The organism is Flavobacterium flavigenum (genome assembly GCF_027111255.2).
In the GTDB taxonomy this organism is placed as follows: domain Bacteria; phylum Bacteroidota; class Bacteroidia; order Flavobacteriales; family Flavobacteriaceae; genus Flavobacterium; species Flavobacterium flavigenum.
This window is the reverse complement of record NZ_CP114285.2, coordinates 200,205-223,611: the sequence shown is the minus strand read 5'-3', so window position 1 is coordinate 223,611 and position 23,407 is coordinate 200,205. Positions and strand designations below refer to the sequence as shown.

12 protein-coding genes are annotated in these 23,407 nt (G+C 35.7%); 4 read left to right on the top strand and 8 right to left on the bottom strand.

The features are described 5' to 3' along the window. Position 1 precedes the first annotated feature (1 nt). The 4 genes from bufB to OZP09_RS00700 all read right to left on the bottom strand — a co-directional run bounded on the left by bufB (position 2) and on the right by OZP09_RS00700 (position 3,513). On the bottom strand, positions 2-913 hold the full coding sequence (gene bufB, locus OZP09_RS00715; RefSeq protein WP_269236006.1) for an MNIO family bufferin maturase: 912 nt from the start codon (positions 911-913) through the stop codon (positions 2-4). After that, a complete protein-coding gene (locus tag OZP09_RS00710; protein ID WP_269236005.1) occupies positions 903-1,490 on the bottom strand; it encodes a hypothetical protein in 588 nt (195 codons plus the stop codon). Before OZP09_RS00710 ends, bufB begins: the two co-directional genes overlap by 11 nt. 16 nt (positions 1,491-1,506) lie before the next feature. Then, entirely contained in the window at positions 1,507-3,021 is a 1,515-nt protein-coding gene (locus tag OZP09_RS00705; RefSeq protein ID WP_269236004.1) for a ferritin-like domain-containing protein, read from the bottom strand. A gap of 258 nt (positions 3,022-3,279) precedes the next feature. Further along, positions 3,280-3,513 (bottom strand): hypothetical protein, encoded by a 234-nt coding sequence (locus OZP09_RS00700; protein WP_269236003.1) that lies wholly within the window; start codon positions 3,511-3,513, stop codon positions 3,280-3,282. Positions 3,514-4,465: 952 nt separating this feature from the next. Here OZP09_RS00700 and OZP09_RS00695 point away from each other — a divergent pair. From OZP09_RS00695 to OZP09_RS00680, 4 genes are all read left to right on the top strand, one after another. After that, positions 4,466-4,762: a hypothetical protein gene (locus tag OZP09_RS00695; RefSeq protein WP_269236002.1), complete on the top strand. Its 297-nt coding sequence runs from the start codon at positions 4,466-4,468 to the stop codon at positions 4,760-4,762. Positions 4,763-4,857: 95 nt separating this feature from the next. After that, positions 4,858-9,198: a CusA/CzcA family heavy metal efflux RND transporter gene (locus tag OZP09_RS00690; protein ID WP_269236001.1), complete on the top strand. Its 4,341-nt coding sequence runs from the start codon at positions 4,858-4,860 to the stop codon at positions 9,196-9,198. 7 nt (positions 9,199-9,205) lie between these two features. Next, a complete protein-coding gene (locus OZP09_RS00685; RefSeq protein ID WP_269236000.1) occupies positions 9,206-10,333 on the top strand; it encodes an efflux RND transporter periplasmic adaptor subunit in 1,128 nt (375 codons plus the stop codon). Positions 10,334-10,360: 27 nt separating this feature from the next. Further along, positions 10,361-10,798, top strand: coding sequence for a hypothetical protein (locus OZP09_RS00680; RefSeq protein ID WP_269235999.1), 438 nt, complete (start codon positions 10,361-10,363; stop codon positions 10,796-10,798). Positions 10,799-11,260: 462 nt separating this feature from the next. On the opposite strand, the gene OZP09_RS00675 is transcribed toward OZP09_RS00680, so the two are convergent. The 4 genes from OZP09_RS00675 to OZP09_RS00660 all read right to left on the bottom strand — a co-directional run bounded on the left by OZP09_RS00675 (position 11,261) and on the right by OZP09_RS00660 (position 23,400). After that, positions 11,261-12,997 (bottom strand): thiamine pyrophosphate-dependent enzyme, encoded by a 1,737-nt coding sequence (locus OZP09_RS00675; RefSeq protein ID WP_269235998.1) that lies wholly within the window; start codon positions 12,995-12,997, stop codon positions 11,261-11,263. A 487-nt stretch (positions 12,998-13,484) separates the two neighbouring features. Beyond that, positions 13,485-13,865 (bottom strand): hypothetical protein, encoded by a 381-nt coding sequence (locus OZP09_RS00670; RefSeq protein ID WP_269235997.1) that lies wholly within the window; start codon positions 13,863-13,865, stop codon positions 13,485-13,487. A 2-nt stretch (positions 13,866-13,867) separates the two neighbouring features. Then, positions 13,868-14,773, bottom strand: a complete 906-nt coding sequence (locus tag OZP09_RS00665; RefSeq protein WP_281310103.1) for an SGBP N-terminal domain-containing protein — start codon at positions 14,771-14,773, stop codon at positions 13,868-13,870. 62 nt (positions 14,774-14,835) lie between these two features. After that, positions 14,836-23,400 (bottom strand): LamG-like jellyroll fold domain-containing protein, encoded by an 8,565-nt coding sequence (locus tag OZP09_RS00660; RefSeq protein WP_281310102.1) that lies wholly within the window; start codon positions 23,398-23,400, stop codon positions 14,836-14,838. Positions 23,401-23,407: the final 7 nt, after the last annotated feature.

Below are 23,407 nucleotides of genomic sequence, written 5' to 3'. Positions count from 1 at the left end.
ATTAAAAATTGTTTACAGCAAATAAATTCAATGGGTTTGAAACCTGTTCTTTATCAATATAAAAAACTTCTTTTTCAACCCCAACAAATGCTGCATCCATATATTGCTTTGATTTCAGTAACTCAGAATAGTACACATCAAAAGCCGGAATATTACCATCCCACTCTAACAAAACTGATGCCTGATCTGCTAATTGATAAGCTTGTTGAAATAATTTCCAAACCTGATTATTTACTTCTCTATCGTGTGTATCAATAATGTAATTGCCACAATTTTGATGTCCGGCCAAATGCATCTGCACTATTTTATTGTGTGGAATTCCGTTAATGTATGCTACAGGATCAAAATCATTATTAAAAGAAGATACATATACATTGTTTACATCCAGGAGCAATCCACAACCTGTTTCTTCGGTCATAATTCGCAAAAACTCCCATTCCGGAAGTGTCGAATTATTGAAAGTTGCGTAAGTACTTGGATTTTCTACAATCAGCGGTCGTTCTAAATAATCCTGAACTTTTCTGATTCGGTTACAAACATGTTTTAATGAATCTTCGTTTAGAGGAAGCGGAAGCAAATCGTGCGAATTAGTTGTTAAAACTCCTGTCCAGCATAAGTGATCGCTAACCCAGGCAGGTTTTACTTCAGCTGCCAGTTGTTTTAAACTCTTTAGATAATCAAAATTTAAGGCATCAGTACTCCCTATAGAAAGCGATACCCCGTGCATGACCACGGGATATTTTTCTGCTATTTGTTGTAAAATATATCTCGAACGTCCATGCGAATCCATAAAATTCTCAGAAATTACCTCAAACCAATCTACGGCAGGGTTCTTTTTCAGAATATGTTCAAAATGCTGGCTTCTGAGTCCTAATCCCAATCCTAAATTGGGTAATCCAAGTCTAGTGTCCATTATTTTTGGGTTGACAATTTGAAAGACTCTCCGGTAATTTTTTAGCACTTTCTTCCTCCATCTTCAAAACTCTTTCAGCTGCCGCAATTTTTCTGTCCGCAGGATTGTTGATGTACGAACAAGATCTAGAACCGCTTTGTCCGCAAGAAGAATAATCTACGCCTGAGGTTCCGCGAATAGAATTTACGTATTCATCGCTTGGACCGTATTGCTGCGGAGCTTCACCAAAGGATTCTCCGTTTTCTTTTCTTTTTTCTTCAAAACGTATTCTTGCCAATTGCCAGACACTAAGTCCTTTATTAGGCCCCTGCGCCATAAAACGAGAAGACAAAATAGGCACACCGCAGCTGCCCTGATAACGACAATCATTTTCGCCAGGATGGCAAAGTTCTTCTGTGGTTCCAAAAATTCCGCAGCCTCCCTGCCCTTTACAAGCGTTTAAGGTATGGCAGGGATGACCAACTGCTGTTGAGCAATCGCCTTGACCTGCACAATCATTATTTCCTGAATATCCCGCATTTTTGCATGAATTAAGCCCCATGCATACATGAAGTTCTTTTGTTACTAATTCTGACATGTTGTATATTTTTATATTAATGATGATGTCTATAAGGTGTACCTGATACTTTAGGCATATCGGCTTCAATGCTATAATCCAATCCTACGTCTGGTAAAGACGGGAAATAGTTTTCGCTTTTTATAGCCCAGCCCCAATTAACAGGATCGGCTTTCGCCAATTGATCTACCAGATTCATGATTTGTGCTTTTGGTCTTAGGAAACTTTGCTCAAACGAAAAAGGTTCAAATGTTAAAGCGCCTTTATAAGCCTGATTGCCTTTAGTATAAGTGTATTGATTGATTTGGTTACCCACACCGCTCAAAAGCCAGATCATTGATTTATGAATACCAAAAATGAATAAATCATATTGTGTACTTTCATCTTTATAATAACAAGCTTCAATCATTAAGAGTATATAAGCAAAAACTGCATTTCCTAATTCTGAACATAATGACAATACTTGATTCCCAGAAGCTTTGTAATCGGCTGTTTTAGGATTAGCATCAGTGTCATATACAAAATAGCTGAAGAAATCATCTAAGCCCTGAATGCTGCGAAACTTTTGCTGATAATGTCCGCCAAGCGTATAGGCTTCAAGAAATTTGGCAAAATGAGCTGGTTCTTTTCCGGAGTCATCATAATCACCTTCCCAAAAAACTACTTCGCCATCAACAATATCCATTGGTACCGGCATTTTATTTTCGCCCCAAATTAAGGTATGCTGCTTGTATTTACTTTTTCCTTCTCCCTGATCAATGATGCGCTCTATAGCTTCAATTGCCGAGTGAGCGTCGTGTACGCCAACAAGTCCTTCACTATCATCAGTATTGGCAAATTGCGGATTGTGTTCCCTGTCATAATGAACCGTATTCATTGAATTTTGAGAATAATACGGTCTTGGACGATTTGGGTTATCTGGAGGGAGTAATTGAGGCCTGTAATCATAAGGCCCCGGAAAATCATCTTTGATACATTGGATAATCATTTGATACAAACGTCCTATCGTTTGATATTCAACCGTATCCAATAATTGTTCATTTGCATAAGGATCTTTAAACGGTTCAGGGCTTTCAATTTGTAAAAATGTAGTCAGTTGCTTCAATGACAATTTTGCTGCATTAATTTGAAATTCAGGAATATGTCCGTCTAATTGCGTTGGAAAAGATAATACTTTTCCAATTCCCATCAAATCAGGGGCTGTCTGGCAAACTGCTTGTTTCACGTTACATGAAAGTGCCAGATGCAGCATTTCTTCGATAACAACACTCATAATTAAGGCTGCCGATTTATTAGAATAAACTAATATATCAACCTTCAGTTCTTGTGCCAGTTCGTCGATTTCGGCAGCTGTGCGTACTCCCGATTGTGAAAGCTGTGCATGAAGTTTAGCATACAGCTTATCCTGATCCTGGGCTCTGTTTATGGAATAATAGGTAGATAAATACGTTGGAATAGTCGCCAGCTCCAACGCAATTGCCTGTTGCATTACGTCTTTAATATTCTCCTTTGTTACCGAAGTAGAAAATGTAAATAGTTTTTTTGTTTTCATTTGTTTTTAGTTAAAATAGATTACTCAGGACTGATAATGGATAGTATTTTTCGTCAATAATAGGTTCAATACTAAAGAAATCATTCAGAACAGATTCGGCAGTACAAAATGCACCTTCTAGCCAAGCCTGATCGTTTGAATATGTTTCTCCTACAATAAAAATTTTGCAGTCTGTGTTTGGAACAAGCTGTGATGGTTTTCTAATTTATCTTTGTACATCACCTAAATTAATGCGATTTATAGGCATGATATCCTGCACTAAAAAACATTGTAACCTGTAGCATTTGCTCCCACAGGACTATTCCAGGTACCAATAAAACTATTTAAAAGTCCCAGATTAGAAGTACCAATAACTGGCGGCTGATTCGTTGTTGATACAAGCGGAGTTGTAATGTCTGGAATTACTGCTGGTTTCGCTGTTGTCACTGCGGCAGCTGCTTGTTGAGCCTGATAAGGGCATGATTGCTGTTGTACACCGTTTGAATTTTCCATTTTGTTATGTTTTTTGATTCCTTTTCAGGTTAGTTACTTCTTGTTTAGGAAAGTGATTCTGAAGCAAATTGGCGTAAGCATCTTATCTCATTTCTTCAATAAAATTACTAGTACTCCATAGTTCAAATTAAAAAAAAGTCATGAATACGGAATTTTTATCCATGAGAGACCGAAATAAAAGCATTAAGACTATTTCGTTATATATTTTATAAACGCTTCCGTATAAATCTGAAAAGAATAGATGTGAAAAAAAGACGGAGAAACAATTAAAATAGACATGTTAAAACATTGTAATAATCATCCACAGATTGATTTGTACTTCATACTTTTTTTTCGTTCCAAAAGTTTTACCAAAGCTTACACTTAAAGATCAAAAACATTTTTCATTAGTTAAATAAAAGGCGGATTTTTGCAATTGAATCATCGAAAGCAATATTTCGGGATTTTTTTTACTCTAAACTTAAGCAAAGGGATCAAGGATCCATTTCAAATCAAGATTATTGGAAGATGCGACAAAGCCTCGAAATCTGGCTTTAATGAAAAAGACAAAATCACGGTCTTCTCGGTTCAGAAAAATAAACCTTTTAACGCTGAAAAAAAACAGGACAAAAGCCTAAGGCAGATGGTAATAGATCACTTATTTCTGGACGAAACTATTTCACGGTCACATCAGACTGTAGATTTTCCTTTAAAAAAAAATATTGATATAATCTATAAAGAAGCGAAAGTATTCGTCGCAATAATATTAATTTGGAATATAATAACTTAAAGAAAATGAAGCAGCAGGTTCAGTCCGGTTAATTATTTATAACACTTTTAAACAAATACTTAGAGCGTTTTGTATGCTTAAATTTGCTATATTTGATATGTGAAAAAATACATATCCATATTATTTTTATCCTTTTACCTGATGTCAGTAACTCCGTTAATTGAACTGGTAAAACTGCCTGTAATGATAGAACACTATATGGAGCATAAAGAGTTGAATCCTAATTTAAGTGTTTTTCAATTTTTATGCATTCACTATCAGGGGGAAGATATATTTGACGCTGATTATGATAAAGACATGAAACTTCCTTTTAAATCGTACACCAGTATCAACTCTTTTGTATTTTATCCCTTAACACAAGAATATAAAGCAATACAGAAAGTTAATTTCAAATATAAAAAGGAAAATTTATACACATATTCGTTTTCCTATTCTTCGCTTTCTATTTCCTCCATCTGGCAGCCACCCAAAAACTGTTAATCTTTTTTATTATAGTTTATAAATTCCCGCATACATGGTTGTGCGTGTGCTTTCATATTTTCTATTTTTTATAATTACGATTAACAAAAAAACTTATGCTTACTAAAATAATTGAGTTTTCCGTAAGGAATAAACTCATCGTAGGGCTATTTATCATTGCCCTGATTGGCTATGGCTCGTATGAAGCTACCCGCCTGCCTATTGATGCTGTTCCGGATATCACTAACAACCAGGTGCAGGTTATAACCATAGCACCCTCATTCGGTGCGACTGATATTGAACGTTTGATCACTTTTCCTATAGAACAGGCCAATAGTAATATCTCAGGAATGAAAGAGATTCGGAGCTTTTCCAGATTTGGATTATCACTGGTAACAATCGTCTTTGATGATGATATTGATGTGTACTGGGCCAGACAGCAGGTTGCAGAGCGCCTGCAGCAGGTGCAGAATGAGATTCCGCAGGGCATTGGTACTCCTACACTCGGACCAATATCCACAGGACTTGGTGAAATATACCAATATGTGGTAAAACCCAAAAAAGGATATGAACAAAAATTTAGTGTAACCGAATTAAGAACGATTCAGGACTGGATCGTAAGACGGCAGCTTTTGGGAGTAAAGGGAGTTGCCGAAGTGAGTAGTTTTGGCGGTAAGCTAAAGCAATATGAAATCAGTATTAGTCCTGATAAGCTAAATGCATACGGTATTACAATAAATGATGTTTTTGCGGCGGTGCAGGATAACAATCAAAATACAGGCGGTTCTTATATAGAAAAAGGCCCAACTGTACTTTATATCCGTAGTGAGGGACTTATTGGAAACACGACCGATATAGAAAATATAGCTATTCCAAATAAAAACAGTAGTACTCCTTTGTTTATAAGAGATGTAGCTCAGGTAAAAACCGGTTTTGCTACCCGTTACGGCGCTATGTGCTATAATGATGAAGGCGAAGTTTCGGGAGCGATTGTCATGATGCTTAAAGGAGCCAACAGCAGTCAGGTGATTAAAAATGTAAAAGAGAAAATTGACCAAATACAAAAAACACTTCCTGAGGGAATTGAAATTGAATCTTTTCTGGATCGGACAAAAATGGTCAATAATGCTATTGGCACAGTCGAAAAAAATTTAATTGAAGGTGCCCTGATTGTGGTATTTGTATTGGTTATGTTTCTGGGAAACTTCAGGGCAGGCTTACTGGTCGCATCTGTCATTCCGCTTGCCATGCTCTTTGCCATCTGCATGATGAATCTATTTGGCGTAAGCGGCAATTTAATGAGTCTCGGCGCACTTGATTTTGGACTGATTGTAGATGGTGCCGTAATAATCGTTGAAGCGGTCATGCATCACCTTTCCAGTACTACTAAATATAAAGAGCAGGCTTCACTTTCTCCTTCACAAATGGATAAAACAGTTACAAGTTCAGCCAGTAAAATGATGAACAGTGCCGTATTTGGGCAGATTATCATCCTGATTGTTTACTTGCCCATTTTTACCTTGCAGGGTATCGAAGGTAAAATGTTTAAACCCATGGCACAAACAGTCGCTTTTGCCCTGCTGGGTGCCTTTATACTATCTCTGACGTATATTCCGATGATGAGTGCTTTTTTTCTAAGCAGAAAAACAAAACATGAGGAAAATTTATCAGACAGGATAATGAAACGCCTTGAAAACACTTATCAAAATACACTAAAAAGGATCCTTCGTTTTCCTAAAGTCGTATTGGGTTCTGTGTTACTGCTTTTTATCTTGGCTGTTATAACACTTTTCTCTTTAGGAGGCGAATTTATACCGGCTCTTGAAGAAGGAGATTTTGCAGTAGACACAAGGGTACTTACAGGCAGTAATTTAAATACAACTATAGAAAGTACCCAGAAAGCGGCTCATATACTCAAGAGCCAGTTTCCGGAAGTATTAAAAGTGGTAACTAAAATAGGCAGCGGCGAAGTCCCTACAGATCCAATGCCAATGGAAGCCAGCGATATGATGGTGATTTTAAAAGATAAAAAAGAATGGACGTCTGCTAAAACTTTTAATGAATTATCTGCCAAGATGAGCAAAGCACTCGAAGATGTTCCCGGAATTACAACAGGATTTCAATTCCCGGTACAAATGCGTTTTAACGAACTCATGACAGGAGCGCGACAAGATGTTGTACTTAAAATATTTGGAGAAAATCTGGATACATTAGCGGTCACAGCAGACAAACTAGGCAAAATTATCAGCAAGGTAGAGGGAACGGCCAATTTATTCATAGAACCCGTAGCGGGTATGCCGCAAGTAATTATATCGTATAACCGGCCTGCAATTGCCCAGCATCATTTATCAATAGCTGATATTAACAAAGTAATCAATACAGCTTTTGCAGGACAAAGCACCGGCTTAGTATTTGAACAGGAAAAAAGGTTTGATCTGGTGGTGCGGCTGAACACCAACGAAAGAAAAGATATCGAAGACATTCGAAATCTGCTTATTCCATTATCAGACGGAAGTCAGATTCCTTTATCGCAACTTGCTGCTGTCGAAATTAAAAATGGTCCCAACCAAATACAGCGTGAGGACACAAAACGCAGGATTGTTACGGGGTTTAACGTAAAAGGCAGGGATGTGCAGAGTATCGTAAATGAATTACAGGCCAAAGTAGACAAGGAACTAAAACTGCCTGCCGGTTATTATGTTACTTACGGCGGGGCATTCGAGAATTTAAATCAGGCCAAAAACCGCCTTATGATTGCGGTTCCTGTTTCGCTGGTCCTTATCTTTATTTTACTCTTTTTTGCGTTCAATTCGGTCAAACACGGGCTGCTTATTTATACCGCAATTCCGTTATCGGCAATTGGAGGAATATTCTTCCTGGCACTGCGCGGTATGCCTTTCAGTATTAGTGCTGGTGTGGGTTTTATTGCTTTGTTTGGAGTAGCCGTTTTAAACGGAATTGTATTGATAGCTGAATTTAACAGGCTAAAAAATAACGGAATGAAAAATCTCGCCCAAATTGTTCTGATAGGAACAAAATCAAGACTTCGTCCTGTATTAATGACTGCTTTTGTAGCTTCGTTGGGGTTTCTGCCAATGGCTTTAAGCAACGGTGCAGGTGCCGAGGTACAACGCCCGCTGGCAACGGTTGTAATAGGCGGATTGCTTGTCGCTACCTTTTTGACCTTATTTGTATTGCCCCTCCTCTATATCTTGTTTGAAAAAGGTTTTAAAGTAAAAAGTTTAACTCAAAAGACAGCATTTGCATTGGTTTTCTTTTCTGTTTTTTCAGCTGTAAACGCACAGGAAAAAATTAGTCTCGAAACGGCATTAAAAATAGCAGCAGAGAAAAACAATAATATAAAAAATGAAAAGCTTAGAACAGCTTACACGCAAGCGCTTATTAAATCAGGAAATGACATTCCTAAAACAAACGTTTTAGCCGAAGCCGGACAAATAAACAGTACTTATAATGATACCCGATTTGGCATTTCGCAGACTATTGCATTTCCTACGATATATAAAAAACAAAAGCAGCTTTTATCCGAACAGTGGAAAACTTCGGCATTAAACACTTCATTAAAAGAGCAGGAAATTAAAAAGGCCGTAACACAAGTTTTTTATACGTTCTTGTATTATAAAGAAAAAGAAAAACTTTTACAACAAGCAGATACCCTTTTCAAGGATTTTTATGCCAAAGCAAACCTTCGATTACAAAAAGGAGAAAGCAACATTCTGGAAAAAACCACTGCCGAAAACCAGCGGGCTGCCATTGAAATACAATTAATGCAGGTGCAACAAGAGATGCAGACTACGTTATTAGAGCTTCAGGTTCTTTTGAACTCAGAAATGCCTCTTGTTCCTTTAGAAAAAAGCTATAAATATCCTCTTGCTCCCATGAATAATGGAATTGAGAATAATATCCTTTTAAAACTCTCGCAGCAGCAAAAAAATAATGCTACAGCACAAACACAATTAGAAAAGTCAAAATACCTGCCGGATCTTACGATAGGCTACTTTAACAATAGTTTTAAAGGTATGGGACCTGATAATAACTTCTATGACGGAAGTAACCGCTTTAGCTCGGTACAGGCCGGATTGGGAATCCCCCTTTTTGCAGGAAGCCAGAGTGCCAAAATACAAGCTTCTAAGATTGGAGAAAGCATTGCAGAAAATGAATATCAAATGCAATTGCAGCTTTTACAGAATCGATATAAACAATTAATGGCCAGTTATAAAAGCAATACCGAAATAACACAGTATTTTGAAGATACAGGAATAAAAAACGCCACGCTGATTAAAGAAACAGCGAACAAACAATTTAGTAACGGAGAAATTAATTTCCTGGATTTTGTAATGGTAATCAATCAGTCCCTTAACATACAAAGCAATTATTTAGAAGCAGTAAGAGCGCTAAACGAGAGTAGTATCGAACTAAATTTTATCACGTCAAATTAATAATTAAATGAAAAATATATCCTTGTTCATAAGTATGCTTTTTATACTAAATGCATGCAAAAACACGACCGAAGAACAGATTGCATCAGAAAAACCTGTGAACGAAAATAGTGTAATACTAACTGATGCGCAATTCAAAAATGCAACTATTAAAACTGCCCAATTAACACAGAAAAATATTGCTACGGTTATAAAACTGAATGGAAAAATAGATGTGCCACCACAAAATTTAGTATCTGTAAACGCCCCTCTTGGAGGATATTTAATAAACAGTAAACTTTTACCGGGAATGCCTGTGAAAAAAGGCGAAATAATAGCTATGTTACAGGATCAGCAATATGTTCAGCTACAGCAGGATTATCTCATGGCAAAATCCAAACTGCATTTTGCAGAATTAGAATTTGCCCGCCAGAAAGACCTCAATCAGACTAAAGCCAGCAGCGATAAAATAACACAAGCAGCAGAATCCGAAGCAAGCAGCCTTCGCATAACAGTAAATGCATTGGCGGAAAAACTCAGGTTGATCAATATAAATCCGAATACTCTATCAGCCGGTAAAATTTCCAAGAGCATAAGCATTATAAGCACTATAAATGGTTTTGTCAGCAAAGTGAATATCAATATAGGCAAATATATTGCACCAGGCGAAGTAATGTTTGAACTTATAGATCCAAGCGACATTCATTTGAACCTCAATGTCTATGATACCAATATTGCACAGCTTGCTGTGGGCCAAAAAGTAATTGCTTACAGTAATGCAGCACCCCATAAAAAGTACGAATGTAACATTATCTTAATCAACAAAGACATCAACTCTAACGGTAATACAGAGGTACACTGCCATTTTGAAAAGTATGACAAATACCTTTTACCGGGTATGTACATGAATGCAGAAATAGAAACAACATCGGGTTTAGCCAATGCATTGCCTGAATTAAGTATTGTGAATTTTGAAAGTAAAGACTACATCTTTATAGAAATTGCAAAACAACAATATGAAATGAAAGAAGTTAAGGTTGGGTCAAAAGAAAACGGCTATTTAGAAATTTTAAATCCGGAGCAATTTAAAGACAAAAAAATAGTAGTCAATGGAGCATATACGCTGCTGATGAAAATGAAGAATAAAGAAGAATAAAAAATTAACCATTTAAAACAAAACATTATGAACGGAGCACATTATCATCTGGTATTAAACCACTTACCTATTATTATACCTATTGTAGGTCTGCTGGTTCTTATTGGCGGATTTATAGTAAAATCTGAAATTGTAAAAAGAACGGCTTATTGTATTTTTATATTAGGGGCACTGGCTGCTTTTGCAGCAATAGCAACAGGGGACGGCGCCGAGGAAGCAATAGAACACATGGAGGGAATTTCGAAAAATTTAATCCATGAACATGAAGAAAAAGCAGAGGTATTTGCTTTATTATCTTATTTGTTAGGCATAGGTTCTGCAGCTGCTTTATGGAGTAATTGGAAAAAGAAATCGTATGCCAATTATATTGCTTTAACTATACTGGTGTACTGTCTGGCAGTTTTATACTTTGGTCAGCAAACAGGTACAACAGGGGGAGAAATCAGGCATTCTGAAATTAGATAGCATCTTAGATTATTTTTTTGCAGATCTGCTTAAAAGAGTTTTAGTCCACAGTGTTTTCTATATAGTTACACTGTGGATCTATATCCATAAGAACATCTTAAAAGTTTCATTAAACTAATTTCTAAAACCTATTTATATTTGAAAGCAAAATTCTTCTGAAACAATTTATATCAGAAAACCTATAACTGCTGAAAAAATAATGAATCTAATTTCCAAAACACCTTTGTTGCAAGAATCCTAATAGTTGAGGATAAATCAACAATTAAAAGTGTTTAATCATTGGAAAACAAACAAAAAAGTTTTGTTGTCAGTAAAGGCATCACTATCAGAAACTTTCTTGTTTCTCCAAGGTAAAGTCACAGCAGGAAATTATATAATCCCCCAGATAGTTAACTCCTATTTGGATTCCACCACACAACTCATCTAGCAGTAATAGGCCTCATTGGTTAAATTTAAATCAAATTACAAACCTTCTTTCAAATGTTTATAATTTGATTTAATAGTATCCACGACTTCCTCCATTTTGCCTCCAAGCATTAATCTTGTCATTGATTTTGCCATTCCCAGCACTTGTTTCCATTCGACTTTTGGCGGCATAGCAAGTGAATTTGGATTAGTAAAAATATTTAGTAAAACTGGGCCATCATGAAGAAATGCATCTTTGATAGCACCTTCAACCTCTTCCGGTCTATGAACGTTTACTCCTTGAAATCCCATTGCCTGAGCAATCATTCCAAAATCCGGATTTATCATATCCGTTTCGTTATCAGGCAATCCAATAACTTCCATTTCAAGCTTTACCATACCTAAAGCCCGATTATTAAACACAATGATTTTGATGGGTATTTTATATTGATTAACCGTTGCTAAATCTCCCATGAGCATAGATAAACCTCCGTCTCCGCACATTGCAATAACTTGTTTTTCAGGTTGCGACAAGGCAGCTCCAATAGCCATAGGCATTGCATTTGCCATAGAGCCATGGTTAAAAGAACCGAGCATTTTGCGCTCTCCCGTACCTTTAATAAAACGTGCTCCCCAAACACATGTCATTCCTGTATCTACTGTAAAAATAGCATTTTGATCTGCCAATTTATCAATAATATGTGCTACATATTCGGGCTGAATATTATCTTCTCCCCCATTATCAGCAATGTAAGTATTCATATTTTCTTTTACTGTGCTGTACAGTTTTAGCTGAGCTTGTAAAAAACTATCGTCTGTTTTTGTTTCGACCAACGGCAACAGGGCTTCAATAGTATCTGAAACATCACCACACAAGCCCATATAGAGATTGGCACGTCTTCCCAAACGTTCAGAACTTGTATCTATCTGTATAATTTTATTGTCAACAGGCATAAATTTATCGTAAGGAAAATCAGTTCCCAACAACAATACAAGATCGGATTCGTGCATGCTGTGATAGGCTGAAGGCTGCCCTAACAGACCTGTCATTCCAATTTCATTTGGATTATCAGGCTGGATGCTCATTTTTCCGCGGAATGAATATCCGACAGGAGCTTTAATGTGTTTTGATAATTCGACAATCTGATCATGTGCTTTTTCGGCTCCAATCCCGCAAAATAAAGTTAGTTTGGAGCTTTCATTAATTGTTTGTGCTAATAATTGTAATTCAGAATCTGAAGGCCTGATAACAGGATTGCAATAAAAATACTGGGTAGATACATTGCTTTGTACTGCTTCCAACTCTGAAACATCACCAGGCAAACCAATAACAGCAACGCCTTTTTTACCTAATGCATGTTGTATAGCAGTTTGTATAATTCGGGGAGCCTGTTCGGCGGTCATGATCATTTGGTTATAACAACTGCAATCATCAAAAAGCTTGATTGTATTGGTTTCCTGAAAATAATCCATTCCCATTTCGCTGGTGTTGATGGTCGAAGCAATAGCAAGTAACGGAATATGAGAGCGGTGGGCATCATACAAACCATTGATTAAATGCACATGGCCAGGACCGCAGCTTCCTGCACAGACCGCAAAACCATCAAGTTCTGCTTCAGCCGCAGCGGCATAAGCTCCAACTTCTTCATGGCGGACATGAATCCATTTTATCCTGCCGTCCCTTCGTATGGCATCATTAAAATAATTTAAACTGTCACCAGTTACTGCATATACACGTTTTACTCCGGCTTCTACCAACATTTCGACTAATTGTTCTGCAACTATTTTACTCATGGATTATGTTTTAGAATTGATAATTTTTGTATTATAAAAATTGATTTAAAAGGTATATTTAAATGAGGCAGGCATGTTAAAAATTAACATTGTGGCTGCCTTACTTAAATTTAGTGAATTAATTTTATAGAGAAAACCAATTCGTGTTAAATAAAAACCATGTTTAATTCAATCTCGTTGTCATCTGAAAAAAATATCAATTTAAAAAATCCTTATTACAGCTTTACAAGATAAATCGTCCAATAAGAATGGTAATTTTTAAATTTAAAACCTTTCTTAAAAATTTCATTTATTATGTAAAAAGAGGCTATCCAAAAGTTCAGAATTTTTACTTTTTGGATAACCTCTTTGTTGGGGACTGTTGCGGAAAGCAACAAAATACGTGATAGTAGCCTTAACTTTCCTGAGAACGTAAAGCAGGTTTTCGAAAATTTAGGAACCGATCATGCCCCTTTCACTTTCTATAGTTAATAAAAACTTTATCATTTTATTCAACCAGTTCAAAATCTCCCTGTTCAACATATTTAAGAACTGCTTTATGGTCAGTTCCTACTATTTGTGCAGCATTATTACCATTGATAAGAGTAATCGGATTGACCAGAGAAGTATTTTCTGTAAAAGTCATTGCATATACCACTCCGTTTACAGAATAATCTACTCTAAAAGGCCTGTTTATATCACTAAAATTAGTTTCAATTTTTATTCCGTATTTTACATTCGGACTGATACATTCATTTTCTGATAATTTTGAACCGTCAGCGTGAACAAAAGAAATGCTTGTAGCATAAATATTCCTTTCTTCATAATCTGAACAAGCCAAAAACAAAAACATGACGAATGCTAAAATATAGTATTGCTTAATTTTCATTATTAATATTTTTGATTTATTACTATTTCTTTTGTTGTACCGCCTATACTAACAGTATATTTTCCAGCTTCCAGGTTATTAAAAACTGCCTGTCCATTTTGAACATTCTGAGTCGCAATTTTAACATTGCCTTTTGTCAAATCAGCTATGGCTTCATTCTCATCGTATAAGACTTTTATAATTCCGCCGACGTAACATACCGCATCTTTTTTATAAAATACGGCACTCCCTAATTTGACCGTAACAGTCCATTCTTTTAAAACTGACTGATCTTCTGAAAGTACCTGAAACTTTACCGGATTAGTAAAATCGATACTATTTGATCCTGAAATTTTATTGTTTGTCCCGATAAATAATCTGGCTCCTGCACTTAATTCAAATAAGGCATTCAATGCTGTAACATTAGTTCCTTTAGCAGCATAAAGTGTTATTAGCGAACCATTAATAATTTTAGTGGTCTTTAAATCTTTAATGCTAAAATTTGTAATTTCAGTTGTATTTTGCAATGCAGGACTTGCAAAACTATACGCCTGAAACAAATCTCCGTAATGCTTGTTGTTTTCAAATACTTTTGTTTTTTCTACATTTTTAACAACATTGTTTGCTGAATCATAGATCCTGAAACTAACAACTTCATTATCGGTATTCGAAAAAACGGTTAAATATACCATGTATTTTTTTTCACTTGGCACATAAATCGGGCTGGCGATTCCGCGGCATTCTCCATTAACGAAAGCAGCCACTTTATCGTTGCTGTTTGTTAAGTCTTTTCCATCAGCGTTTATGAAACCTTCAAACGACATGGTGTACTGAAATTTATTTTCATTGACTGACCAGTCCGGCGATTGGCCAAATACAGTACTGCTTATTATAAAAAGCAATAGTGTTATATGGATATAATTTCTCATTTTTAATTGATTAGAAACTCCTAAAACAGTCTCAAGAGATGTTTTAGGAGCTCAATTATTGTTTATTTATTTTTCACAACTTTACTTCTTACCAGCTTTCCATCAACTACAACTTCTGTGATATAGACTCCTTCGGCTATATTTGGGGAAATTGAAATTACATTGTTACCGCTTTCAATAAACGCCTTTTGGCTGAAAACCAATTGACCGCTTAGTGAATAAAGCTGAACGCTTACTTCCTGCTTTTTAGCTGCATTAAGTTCGATGTTCAGAACTGTTGCAAATGGGTTAGGATAAATACTGTTCCCGGTTTTTGAAACTTCTTCTAAAATAACCGGATTTGTAATTGTTCCCAATACTTCATTTCCTTTAAATGTAAATGATTTTGAAGTTCCTTTTTTCGAGAATCCGTCTCCAAGTGTAAATGAAAGTTCTTCTGCATCTTCACCAAAAACGGTAATGAAACTCAACTCTTTTCCGTTTATAATCTGGTTTCTTGCAGATCCTTTTAAAACACCTTTCGAATCATAAACAAACAATTCATCAAATCCTTTTGGAAGTAATACAACGGCATTCATGTTTTGTGAATACTTCGTAAACTCTGATTCAATAGATTGCTGTTCATCAGCTTTAACCGTTTTTCCGGTTCTGCTTTTCTCTAAATTATCAGGATATTTAAAAGTCTGGTCTTTACTTGATTTAATCATGTACCCTTTTCCGGCTTCTAAGTATTTCAAAGTTCCGTTCCATCCAATAATAGGATCATAGATTGCAAACAAATTCTGAGATTTAATAACATCTCCGTCAGCAGCATCAAAATATGCCAATGCCTCGTTAGTGGTTTGGTTTGATGCTATCGGATAAGAGAGCCAGTTCCAGTTTTCTTTAATTGGGAAACTCCAGGTTGAAACATCTACATTTTTACCTTTAATTTTTAAAGTCTGTTCTTGCGTTACATTTACTTTATACATTTTAGAAGACGAAAGTCCTCCGTTTGCACTTATTGTACCGGACCATCCGCTGTTTGCAGGGTTTGAATTGTCTTTAAAATAAGTATCCAGCAATGCAGGAGAATGACTTAAAATACGGTTAGAAGTTTCTAACGTTAGATTTTTTGTCAAAGCATTCAAGTCTGAAAAATTTGGATCATTTGTGTTTAAAGAAACCCAAGTCCATCCTTTGTTCAGTTTTATTTCTTGTTCTATAACACCCGAGTTTACAAAAATATACGGTTTACTCATCGTTCCTAACACTTCATTGTTCATGAAAGTAACAGATGAGTTAGACTCGATAGAAGCTTCTAAAATTTTCCCCTGAGAAGCATCCCAGATTTTAAACTTCAGGTTTTCACCAGAATTGGTATTGCTGTAAATCGTCAGGAATGCAAAATACTCTTTGTAAGCTTCATTGTAAACCAGTTTTGCAGTTCCTCTTACCTCTTCATTATAGAAAGCAGCAATTTTATCATAAGAATCGGCAGATAATACGCCGTCAACTTTTACTTTTCCGATGATATTCATACTGTAATCAAAACGCGTTGGGTCAACATTCCAGTTTGGTTCCGGAGCCAATACTCTTAATTTTGTCTGCAATTTTTGGTCGTAGCCAAAATCAGTCTGTAAATATAAATTCTCCAGATATTCTCCAACCGCTACATTTTCATCAACAACTGCTTTGATTATTGTTTTAGTATTAGGATCAATACTTCCCGATGTTTTACTTAAACTTAACCAGCTTGGAACATTGTTAATGGTATAAGGCTGTTGTTTTCCTCCTTTGTTAACTAGTGTAATTTCGAAAGTTTTAGTTTCGCTGCTGTTTTTTGTAAGGTCAACAATTTCGTTATATCCTTCGGCAAACCAGCTTACTTCATTACGATTTACATATGCTGTCCAGGTAACCGGGGATTCCTGCATATTATTGGCACTGTCAAACATTCTGTGAACCGTAATGTCTAAGATCTGTCCTTCTAATGATGCCCAATCCGTAATAACTGGTGCAATAATCATTTCACCATCTTTAATAACATTTGTGGTTACAAATTTAACCAACTGTCTTTCTGGTTTTATTGCCGGAGTATCATTAGAATAATTTACAGCTCCGCCACTTAAAACTGCGTTGTTTACGACAACCGTTTGATTGGCGTCTGCATGATAATACCTTGGTCCGTTTGCTGTAACCGGATCAGGAACATTCATTCGGGAGTATAATAATAAGCCAATGCTCTCTACATCAACTTCATTATAACTGTCTCTGTTTGTTTGCTCGACATTACGAAGTGTATTCCACAAACGGAATTCGTCTATCTTACCCGTAAAGACACGATCAACAGTTTCTTTTCCTGAAAGATCTTTTGCTCCCCTTGCTCCAAGCCAAATTTTATTTCCGGAGAAACCTCCAATAGCTGTCATCTGGTTTGAAGACACTAATTGTGTATCTACATACGTTCTTAACGATCCTTTTCTGTTGAACAATAAAGTGACATGATGCCATGCATTATCAGCTACGGTTCCTGTTGTTAAAACGTAGGTCTTACCTTCACTTTTCAGTAAAAGATTACCAGAATTATTCATGTCAACAGACCATTTGTTAGATAAACCATTGCTTTGAACTACATCTGAACCATCGCCTTTTCCATTTGAGAAAATAGTAGCTTCCTGAGAAGTTCCGGTTTTAATCCAAAACTCCATAGTGGCGTCCATTTCTTTAGTGATCTGAACAAAGTTCACATTGTCCATTGCTAAATATTGTCCGTTAGCAAAGTCATACGAATTTCCTTTTGGCTTGATATCCCATGAAGTGTTTACAGTTGCATGCTTAAATCTTGCTAAATCTTTAGCTAAAGCATCCCTTCCTTCATTCATTGGCCAAAACCCAACCAGATTAGCTTCGTTACCTATTAATTTAGAATACATTTTTGAATAAGAATCTTCTCTGCTTAATGCTTTATTCCATAAACGAAGATCATGTAGGTTTCCTGTAAAGGTATTCCCTCCTACTAACAAAGTATTATTATTGGCAAATTGCATGTTAGCTTTACCGCTTTTCGAAGCAATTTCAGTATCATCTTCAAAAATTCTATAATCACCATTGCCGCTGTTGTATGTAAAAGCATAATGATGGAATAGATTGTCGTTTTTCAATCCACCTTGAACAGTAACATCCCCTAATGTGAAGGAAATATTTCCGTTGCTTAAGCCGATATTTAAACCGCCATCCTGAGAAACGATAGAAGCGTTTGAAGTTTTGGTTTCATTATTCAACCAAAATTCAAGACTTAAATTCCCTGAACTAATTTTAGGACTATTGATTACTGCCGTATTGTTACTGCCTTCGAAACGTAAACTTACATTGTGATCAATTTTTAATTGATTTGTCTCTCCTTTTATTTCGATTGTACTTACTGCAGGATTATAGAAGATATTTTCATTAAAATTTACTTTCAAATCATCACCAGCACTTAAGATGCCGTTTGTAGGCAAAGGTGTACCGAATAATTGAGGCGCACTTAAATCTACAAGTCCTGTAATGATTTCAGATATAAATTCTGTATCATTGGTACACGTACTTCTGGCCCTGATTTGATATTTACCATCTGCTAATTTTAAGCCAGCAATATCAAAATTATAACTTAAGGTCGTAGCCGCGCCAATCGATGAAATCTCAGTTTCTTTATTATTTACCGCTTCATTATAAAATTCAGGAGTTCCATAATACGTGTGAAGACGAATCCAGTTTGGACTTGTTGCTAATTTGTACTCCAGATCAATTTTCTTGAAACTTTTAAATTTGGTGTTATAACCTGTTAAATTTATAGCTAACGGCTTAGTTGATCCATCTGTATTAAATGCTTTTTCTCTATTGTGTACCCAGTTGTTCAGCGGCGCGCTTACCGTTACACTTGAGCATGATGGAACGAAACTTGCCGAAACAAGCACTTCTGAACTTACATCTGCACCGTCACATAATGACTGCAGTCTGATTTTTATGTCCTTATAATCATAAATATCTGAAATAGATTTACCTAAAGTCAGTTTATAAATAACTTCTTTTCCATAAGGTACATTTACAATTGTACCGTTTGGCTCAATATTAATTATAGCATTATTTGGATTAGTAGTATTATCCACAACTAATAAGAAATCAGCATCAGAACCGGATGCACTGTTATTTTGAAGTTTTAATTCAAATTCAGCTTTTTTAGTTTCTACAACGTTACTAACATCGTTGTTGGTTACCATAAGTACAGGTACTTCTACTTTTTGTGTAGCAAAGTTTAACTTTTCACGTTTATCACCAACCAGCTCATTAATTACAGTGGCCGTCTCGCTGTAGTCCGTTTTATTATAAAAATGAGTTAATTCTTCACCTTCATACGGACATGAAGTTCTTCCTCCCTGACTAATAAAAACTGGTCCATTACCATCAAACGAATCTATTACGTTTACACTTAAAAAGTTGGCTTTATCATTATCTTTAATGGTGTAACTTATATTTGTAGTAGTCGTTTTTTCTTCTGATAATGAAGAATTTATATCCTGTTGAAAGAAAGAGTTTGTCTTACTCACAACTCCTACTTTATTGAAAAGAAATCCAAGCTCTAAAGCTACAGATTCGTCAATAACAAGATTATAAGATGTAGGTTCTGCTGCTACAATACTTGTTTCTACACTTTGTGTATAAGAACCTAAACCTGCATCAAATGAAATATTTTTCAGGAAATTAGATTCCAATAAATTTTTAATTGTATTGGATTGATTAAGCTGATTCGTCAGTTTTTGTTTAGCAACAGGATCGCTGACATTATCATAAACATTGTTTATCTCATTTTTAAACTTGGTTATAACTCCTGCTAAACCTGCTTTAAATGCCTCAGGAGAGTTTTTTGCTGTATATTTAGTCCTTTCGTTTTCTAATATTATCTTTCTCCACAATCTTATTTTTTCAGTATACTGGTCCCTTTTTCTTTTATTTTCTTCTGAATTAGGATTTTGTCCATTTAGATTTGTAGTAATAAATTGTTCATATTCTGGAATTAATGTATTCAGAATATGTTTTTGCGAGTATACGAAAAATGTAGGACTGGTTTGATCATTTAAAATCAATGCTTTTTGCTTGCTTACATAAACAGGATCAATACTAGTTCCTAAGTTTATATATTCATTAGCTCCCAATTCTACAGTAACTCCGTTTACCGTTTTTACAGGTATTTTTTTAGATGCTTCAATGTTATCAAAAGTACCATAAAACATATTTTTAGAGTTTCCAATGTATAAATCACCATCTGAACCTACATAATCTGTTGCATCACTAGTTGATATTGCCTTGCTGAAAGTAAAAGTACTTGTAACGCTTTTACCATTATTAGAAGTATTGTTAAGTCCAACTCCAACATCTACATTATTTGTTGCTGTTGCCTCTACTACTGGTGTAGGAACTATCCCGCCGCTAACCTCAAAATGCAATCCTGCATGAACAGTAACGTTTTGTGTAAATCCTTCCTGATGCGCCAGAGAGGCTTCAGAGGTAAAAGAAATACTTTCTCCTTTTTCTATAGTCGCAAAACTGTTAGATCCCGGCGGGTCTCTTAAAATTATGGCAGGAACATCTGGAGCTTCAGTAACAAATGTCTGGCTTCCGTCTGATGCACCTCCTAAGATAATTCCGGTATCGTTAAAGTTTTCAACTGGATAATCAACTTCGTTTAATCGGTATTTTAAAGTACTTTTTATCTCAAACGGCGGCGTAATTGAAGGAACTCCTCCTTTAAATGTATATGTTAAAGTACTACCGTCTGTTGTGATGGTCTCTGAATTTGGTAAAGCAAGATTGTTTGTTTTTACCAATTCACCATCTGTTACTGGAACTTTTACTTCTACAGCTGTACCTGAATCATTATTGGTATAACGTTCAAAACGATTCATTACAATTTTATACCTCGTAAATTGGGAATAAATTGGTTTTGCAAAGTTTTGTGTAGATACTTGCGTTCCGGCAACATCAATCGTTTTATCAGAAGTCTGTTCGATTACCTGCAATACAGGAGTTGACCTGTATGTAAAACTTTTCTCGTAATGATACGGTATTCCTGTTAAGGTTTTATCTACATTATTTTCTTTATACTTAAATTCAGGCGTTTTTACCGTTGGTATTTCAGTAAAATCAAATGTTTCTGTTGTTCCTGCTTTTAATAACGAAACACCTGAGTTGCTTTTAATAACCAAATCATTTGCTTCCAAATTATATTTTAAAGGCAATACCGCAACCCTGTATTCCCCTGAAGCTGTATTACTTGTAAAATTAAACTTGGTGTAATTGGTAACCGTGGCCCCAACTGGTGCATAACCTAATGTAAAATCAGCTTTACCAATATTGTTTTTTGCACTGACTTCAAGATTTTTTGTTATTCCTGAATCGGTAATCGTTTTTGTTACCAGACCAGTGCCACCAAAACCAATAGCTTTTTCAGCCTCTACAGCACCTCCAACTACTTTACCTACTATGGTAACTTTGGTGTTGTCTACAAAATAAACCGGCTCGTTCGAGTCTTCGAAAAACTCTTTAAATTCACTAATAGCACCCGGGAATCGTCCGCTATAAGCAAATTCATGTCCGTCTTTTTTAATTGTAATATAATGTTTTCCAATAGGTACACTTACATCAAAATAACCATTATCATCTGTAACTACCGGAATGTTATTGGCATCCAGCACAATATTTCCGTCGATATATATATTTGCTCCAGCTGTATAGATTGAAGCATAACGCTCTAAATAATCGTCTGACTTATCTGTTGGTGTTTCTCCATCATTTTTCCAATATTTTGCTTTAGGAAACTTTTCACCATTGATTTCATAATAGTTGTATCCTTCATCAAGAATATTGGCTCCTCCATCAATCCATGCATCATTTTTATTTTCAGTTTTTTTCCCGTCTACTTTCACATAAGAAGGAAAAACTCCACGAGTATCATAAGCAACTACACCTTTAAAGCTAAATGATGACTGATCAACAAAATCAATTTTATTTACTACTTCAGAACCTAATCCTAAATAAACCAACTGTTGATTTGGTTCGAATTTATGCTGACCATACATTGGGGTAATGTTGTAAGATTCTCCCGTACCCGAATATTGAATGGCACTGATTTGGTAATTTCCTTTACTGTCTGTAACCCCTAAAATACCTAATTGAGAAGTTGTTGGATAATTATCCGCCTCTACAGCCCATAAAACTTTATTATTTACCGGAGTATTACCATCCCAAAGTTTACCGTGATTTTCGTTATAATTAAAACCACTTCGGGACAAATCATAAGCATAACTTCCTGCTTTTTCATTAGCCCTTAAGTAGGTAACCATTCTGGAATCGTTTCCGCTTATAAATCTTGAATAATCTGTTCTAATTACAGAAGATTCTAAAGCCGCTTTCCAAATCCTAATTTCATCAACGTAGCTTGATCTTCCTCCTCCAACTTTAGCATTATCCCAGGTTACGCCAGAAAGGTTTATTGTTCCGGTAGGGATTGTTACATTAAAATATGGAGCAGTATAAGAGGCATCAACACCTTTTAATTTACTGTCTGCTTCTGTTTTGTAAGCTTGCGTAATCTGCCTTCCGTTCACATATAATAAAGGAGTCTGATTATCATTGATTACGACTGTAAAATGCACAAAAGATTTATTAAAATCTGAAACTGGGACAAGCAAATCATTTCCTCTTGAGTTTAAATTACCCGAAGGAAAATAATTCGTTAAAGTATATTTATTACTTCCAATGTTAACATCAATGGAGTTAGCAACCGAATTTAGTTTTACGGTTACATCAATATTATCCGAACTTTTAGAACTAGAGATATTAAACAATCGAATAGCAGCTTCTGAATCACTTGTGTGAGCTCCATTTGGTTTTACCCATGCCTGAAAAGTTGCTGAATTCGAAATTGTTGAACTTAAATCTTTAATATCTACAAAACCTGAAGCCGGAATATTTAAAGCACTTCCCTTAGCAACATCACTGCCGCTAGGAGTTGCTGTAACCACAACATCTTTTACAGGATTTCCGCCCTTATAACTTATACTACCTGTTACCACAGCTGTCGGATTTCGATATCCTACACCGGTTATATAAGTACTATATAGTTCCGGCGTTGAACTAATTCCCTGCGCCTCTACTTTATATTCGTACAAAACACCTCCTTCTACATATTTATCTTCGTAAGTAGTTTCTGTAGAAGAAAGAGTGACTACTAAATTATACGGAAGATTGCCCGCCTCTGAATAAACCCTCCTGTAGATTTTGATACTTTTTACAAGGTTTTCATTGGCTCTTAAATCCCATGTAATTAAAACCTTATCGCCATAAAAACCCTTTGAAACTCCAAAAGACTCTTCTGCAAAAGTTTTATATAAGTAAAGTGTATTCCATGGAAAACGAATATCAGCAGGATTTGTAAGTCTTGGACCTGTTTTGTTTTGACCTAAAAATGGAAGTCCAACCTGTATGCTGAAACCATTTTTTTGAATTGCCTGCGAAACGGGTATTATTCTCGCTCCTCCAGTGTTATTTTGAGCATAGAGTCCCGATCCCAGAACAAATATTCCGAGAATTGCAATTATTTTCTTCATAATTGCA

Excerpts from the sequence above, each read along its gene's own strand:
- bufB (WP_269236006.1), bottom strand. The coding sequence starts at position 913 with ATGGACACTAGACTTGGATTACCCAATTTAGGATTGGGATTAGGACTC.
- OZP09_RS00710 (WP_269236005.1), bottom strand. The coding sequence starts at position 1,490 with ATGTCAGAATTAGTAACAAAAGAACTTCATGTATGCATGGGGCTTAAT.
- OZP09_RS00705 (WP_269236004.1), bottom strand. The coding sequence starts at position 3,021 with ATGAAAACAAAAAAACTATTTACATTTTCTACTTCGGTAACAAAGGAG.
- OZP09_RS00700 (WP_269236003.1), bottom strand. The coding sequence starts at position 3,513 with ATGGAAAATTCAAACGGTGTACAACAGCAATCATGCCCTTATCAGGCT.
- OZP09_RS00695 (WP_269236002.1), top strand. The coding sequence starts at position 4,466 with ATGATAGAACACTATATGGAGCATAAAGAGTTGAATCCTAATTTAAGT.
- OZP09_RS00690 (WP_269236001.1), top strand. The coding sequence starts at position 4,858 with ATGCTTACTAAAATAATTGAGTTTTCCGTAAGGAATAAACTCATCGTA.
- OZP09_RS00685 (WP_269236000.1), top strand. The coding sequence starts at position 9,206 with ATGAAAAATATATCCTTGTTCATAAGTATGCTTTTTATACTAAATGCA.
- OZP09_RS00680 (WP_269235999.1), top strand. The coding sequence starts at position 10,361 with ATGAACGGAGCACATTATCATCTGGTATTAAACCACTTACCTATTATT.
- OZP09_RS00675 (WP_269235998.1), bottom strand. The coding sequence starts at position 12,997 with ATGAGTAAAATAGTTGCAGAACAATTAGTCGAAATGTTGGTAGAAGCC.
- OZP09_RS00670 (WP_269235997.1), bottom strand. The coding sequence starts at position 13,865 with ATGAAAATTAAGCAATACTATATTTTAGCATTCGTCATGTTTTTGTTT.
- OZP09_RS00665 (WP_281310103.1), bottom strand. The coding sequence starts at position 14,773 with ATGAGAAATTATATCCATATAACACTATTGCTTTTTATAATAAGCAGT.
- OZP09_RS00660 (WP_281310102.1), bottom strand. The coding sequence starts at position 23,400 with ATGAAGAAAATAATTGCAATTCTCGGAATATTTGTTCTGGGATCGGGA.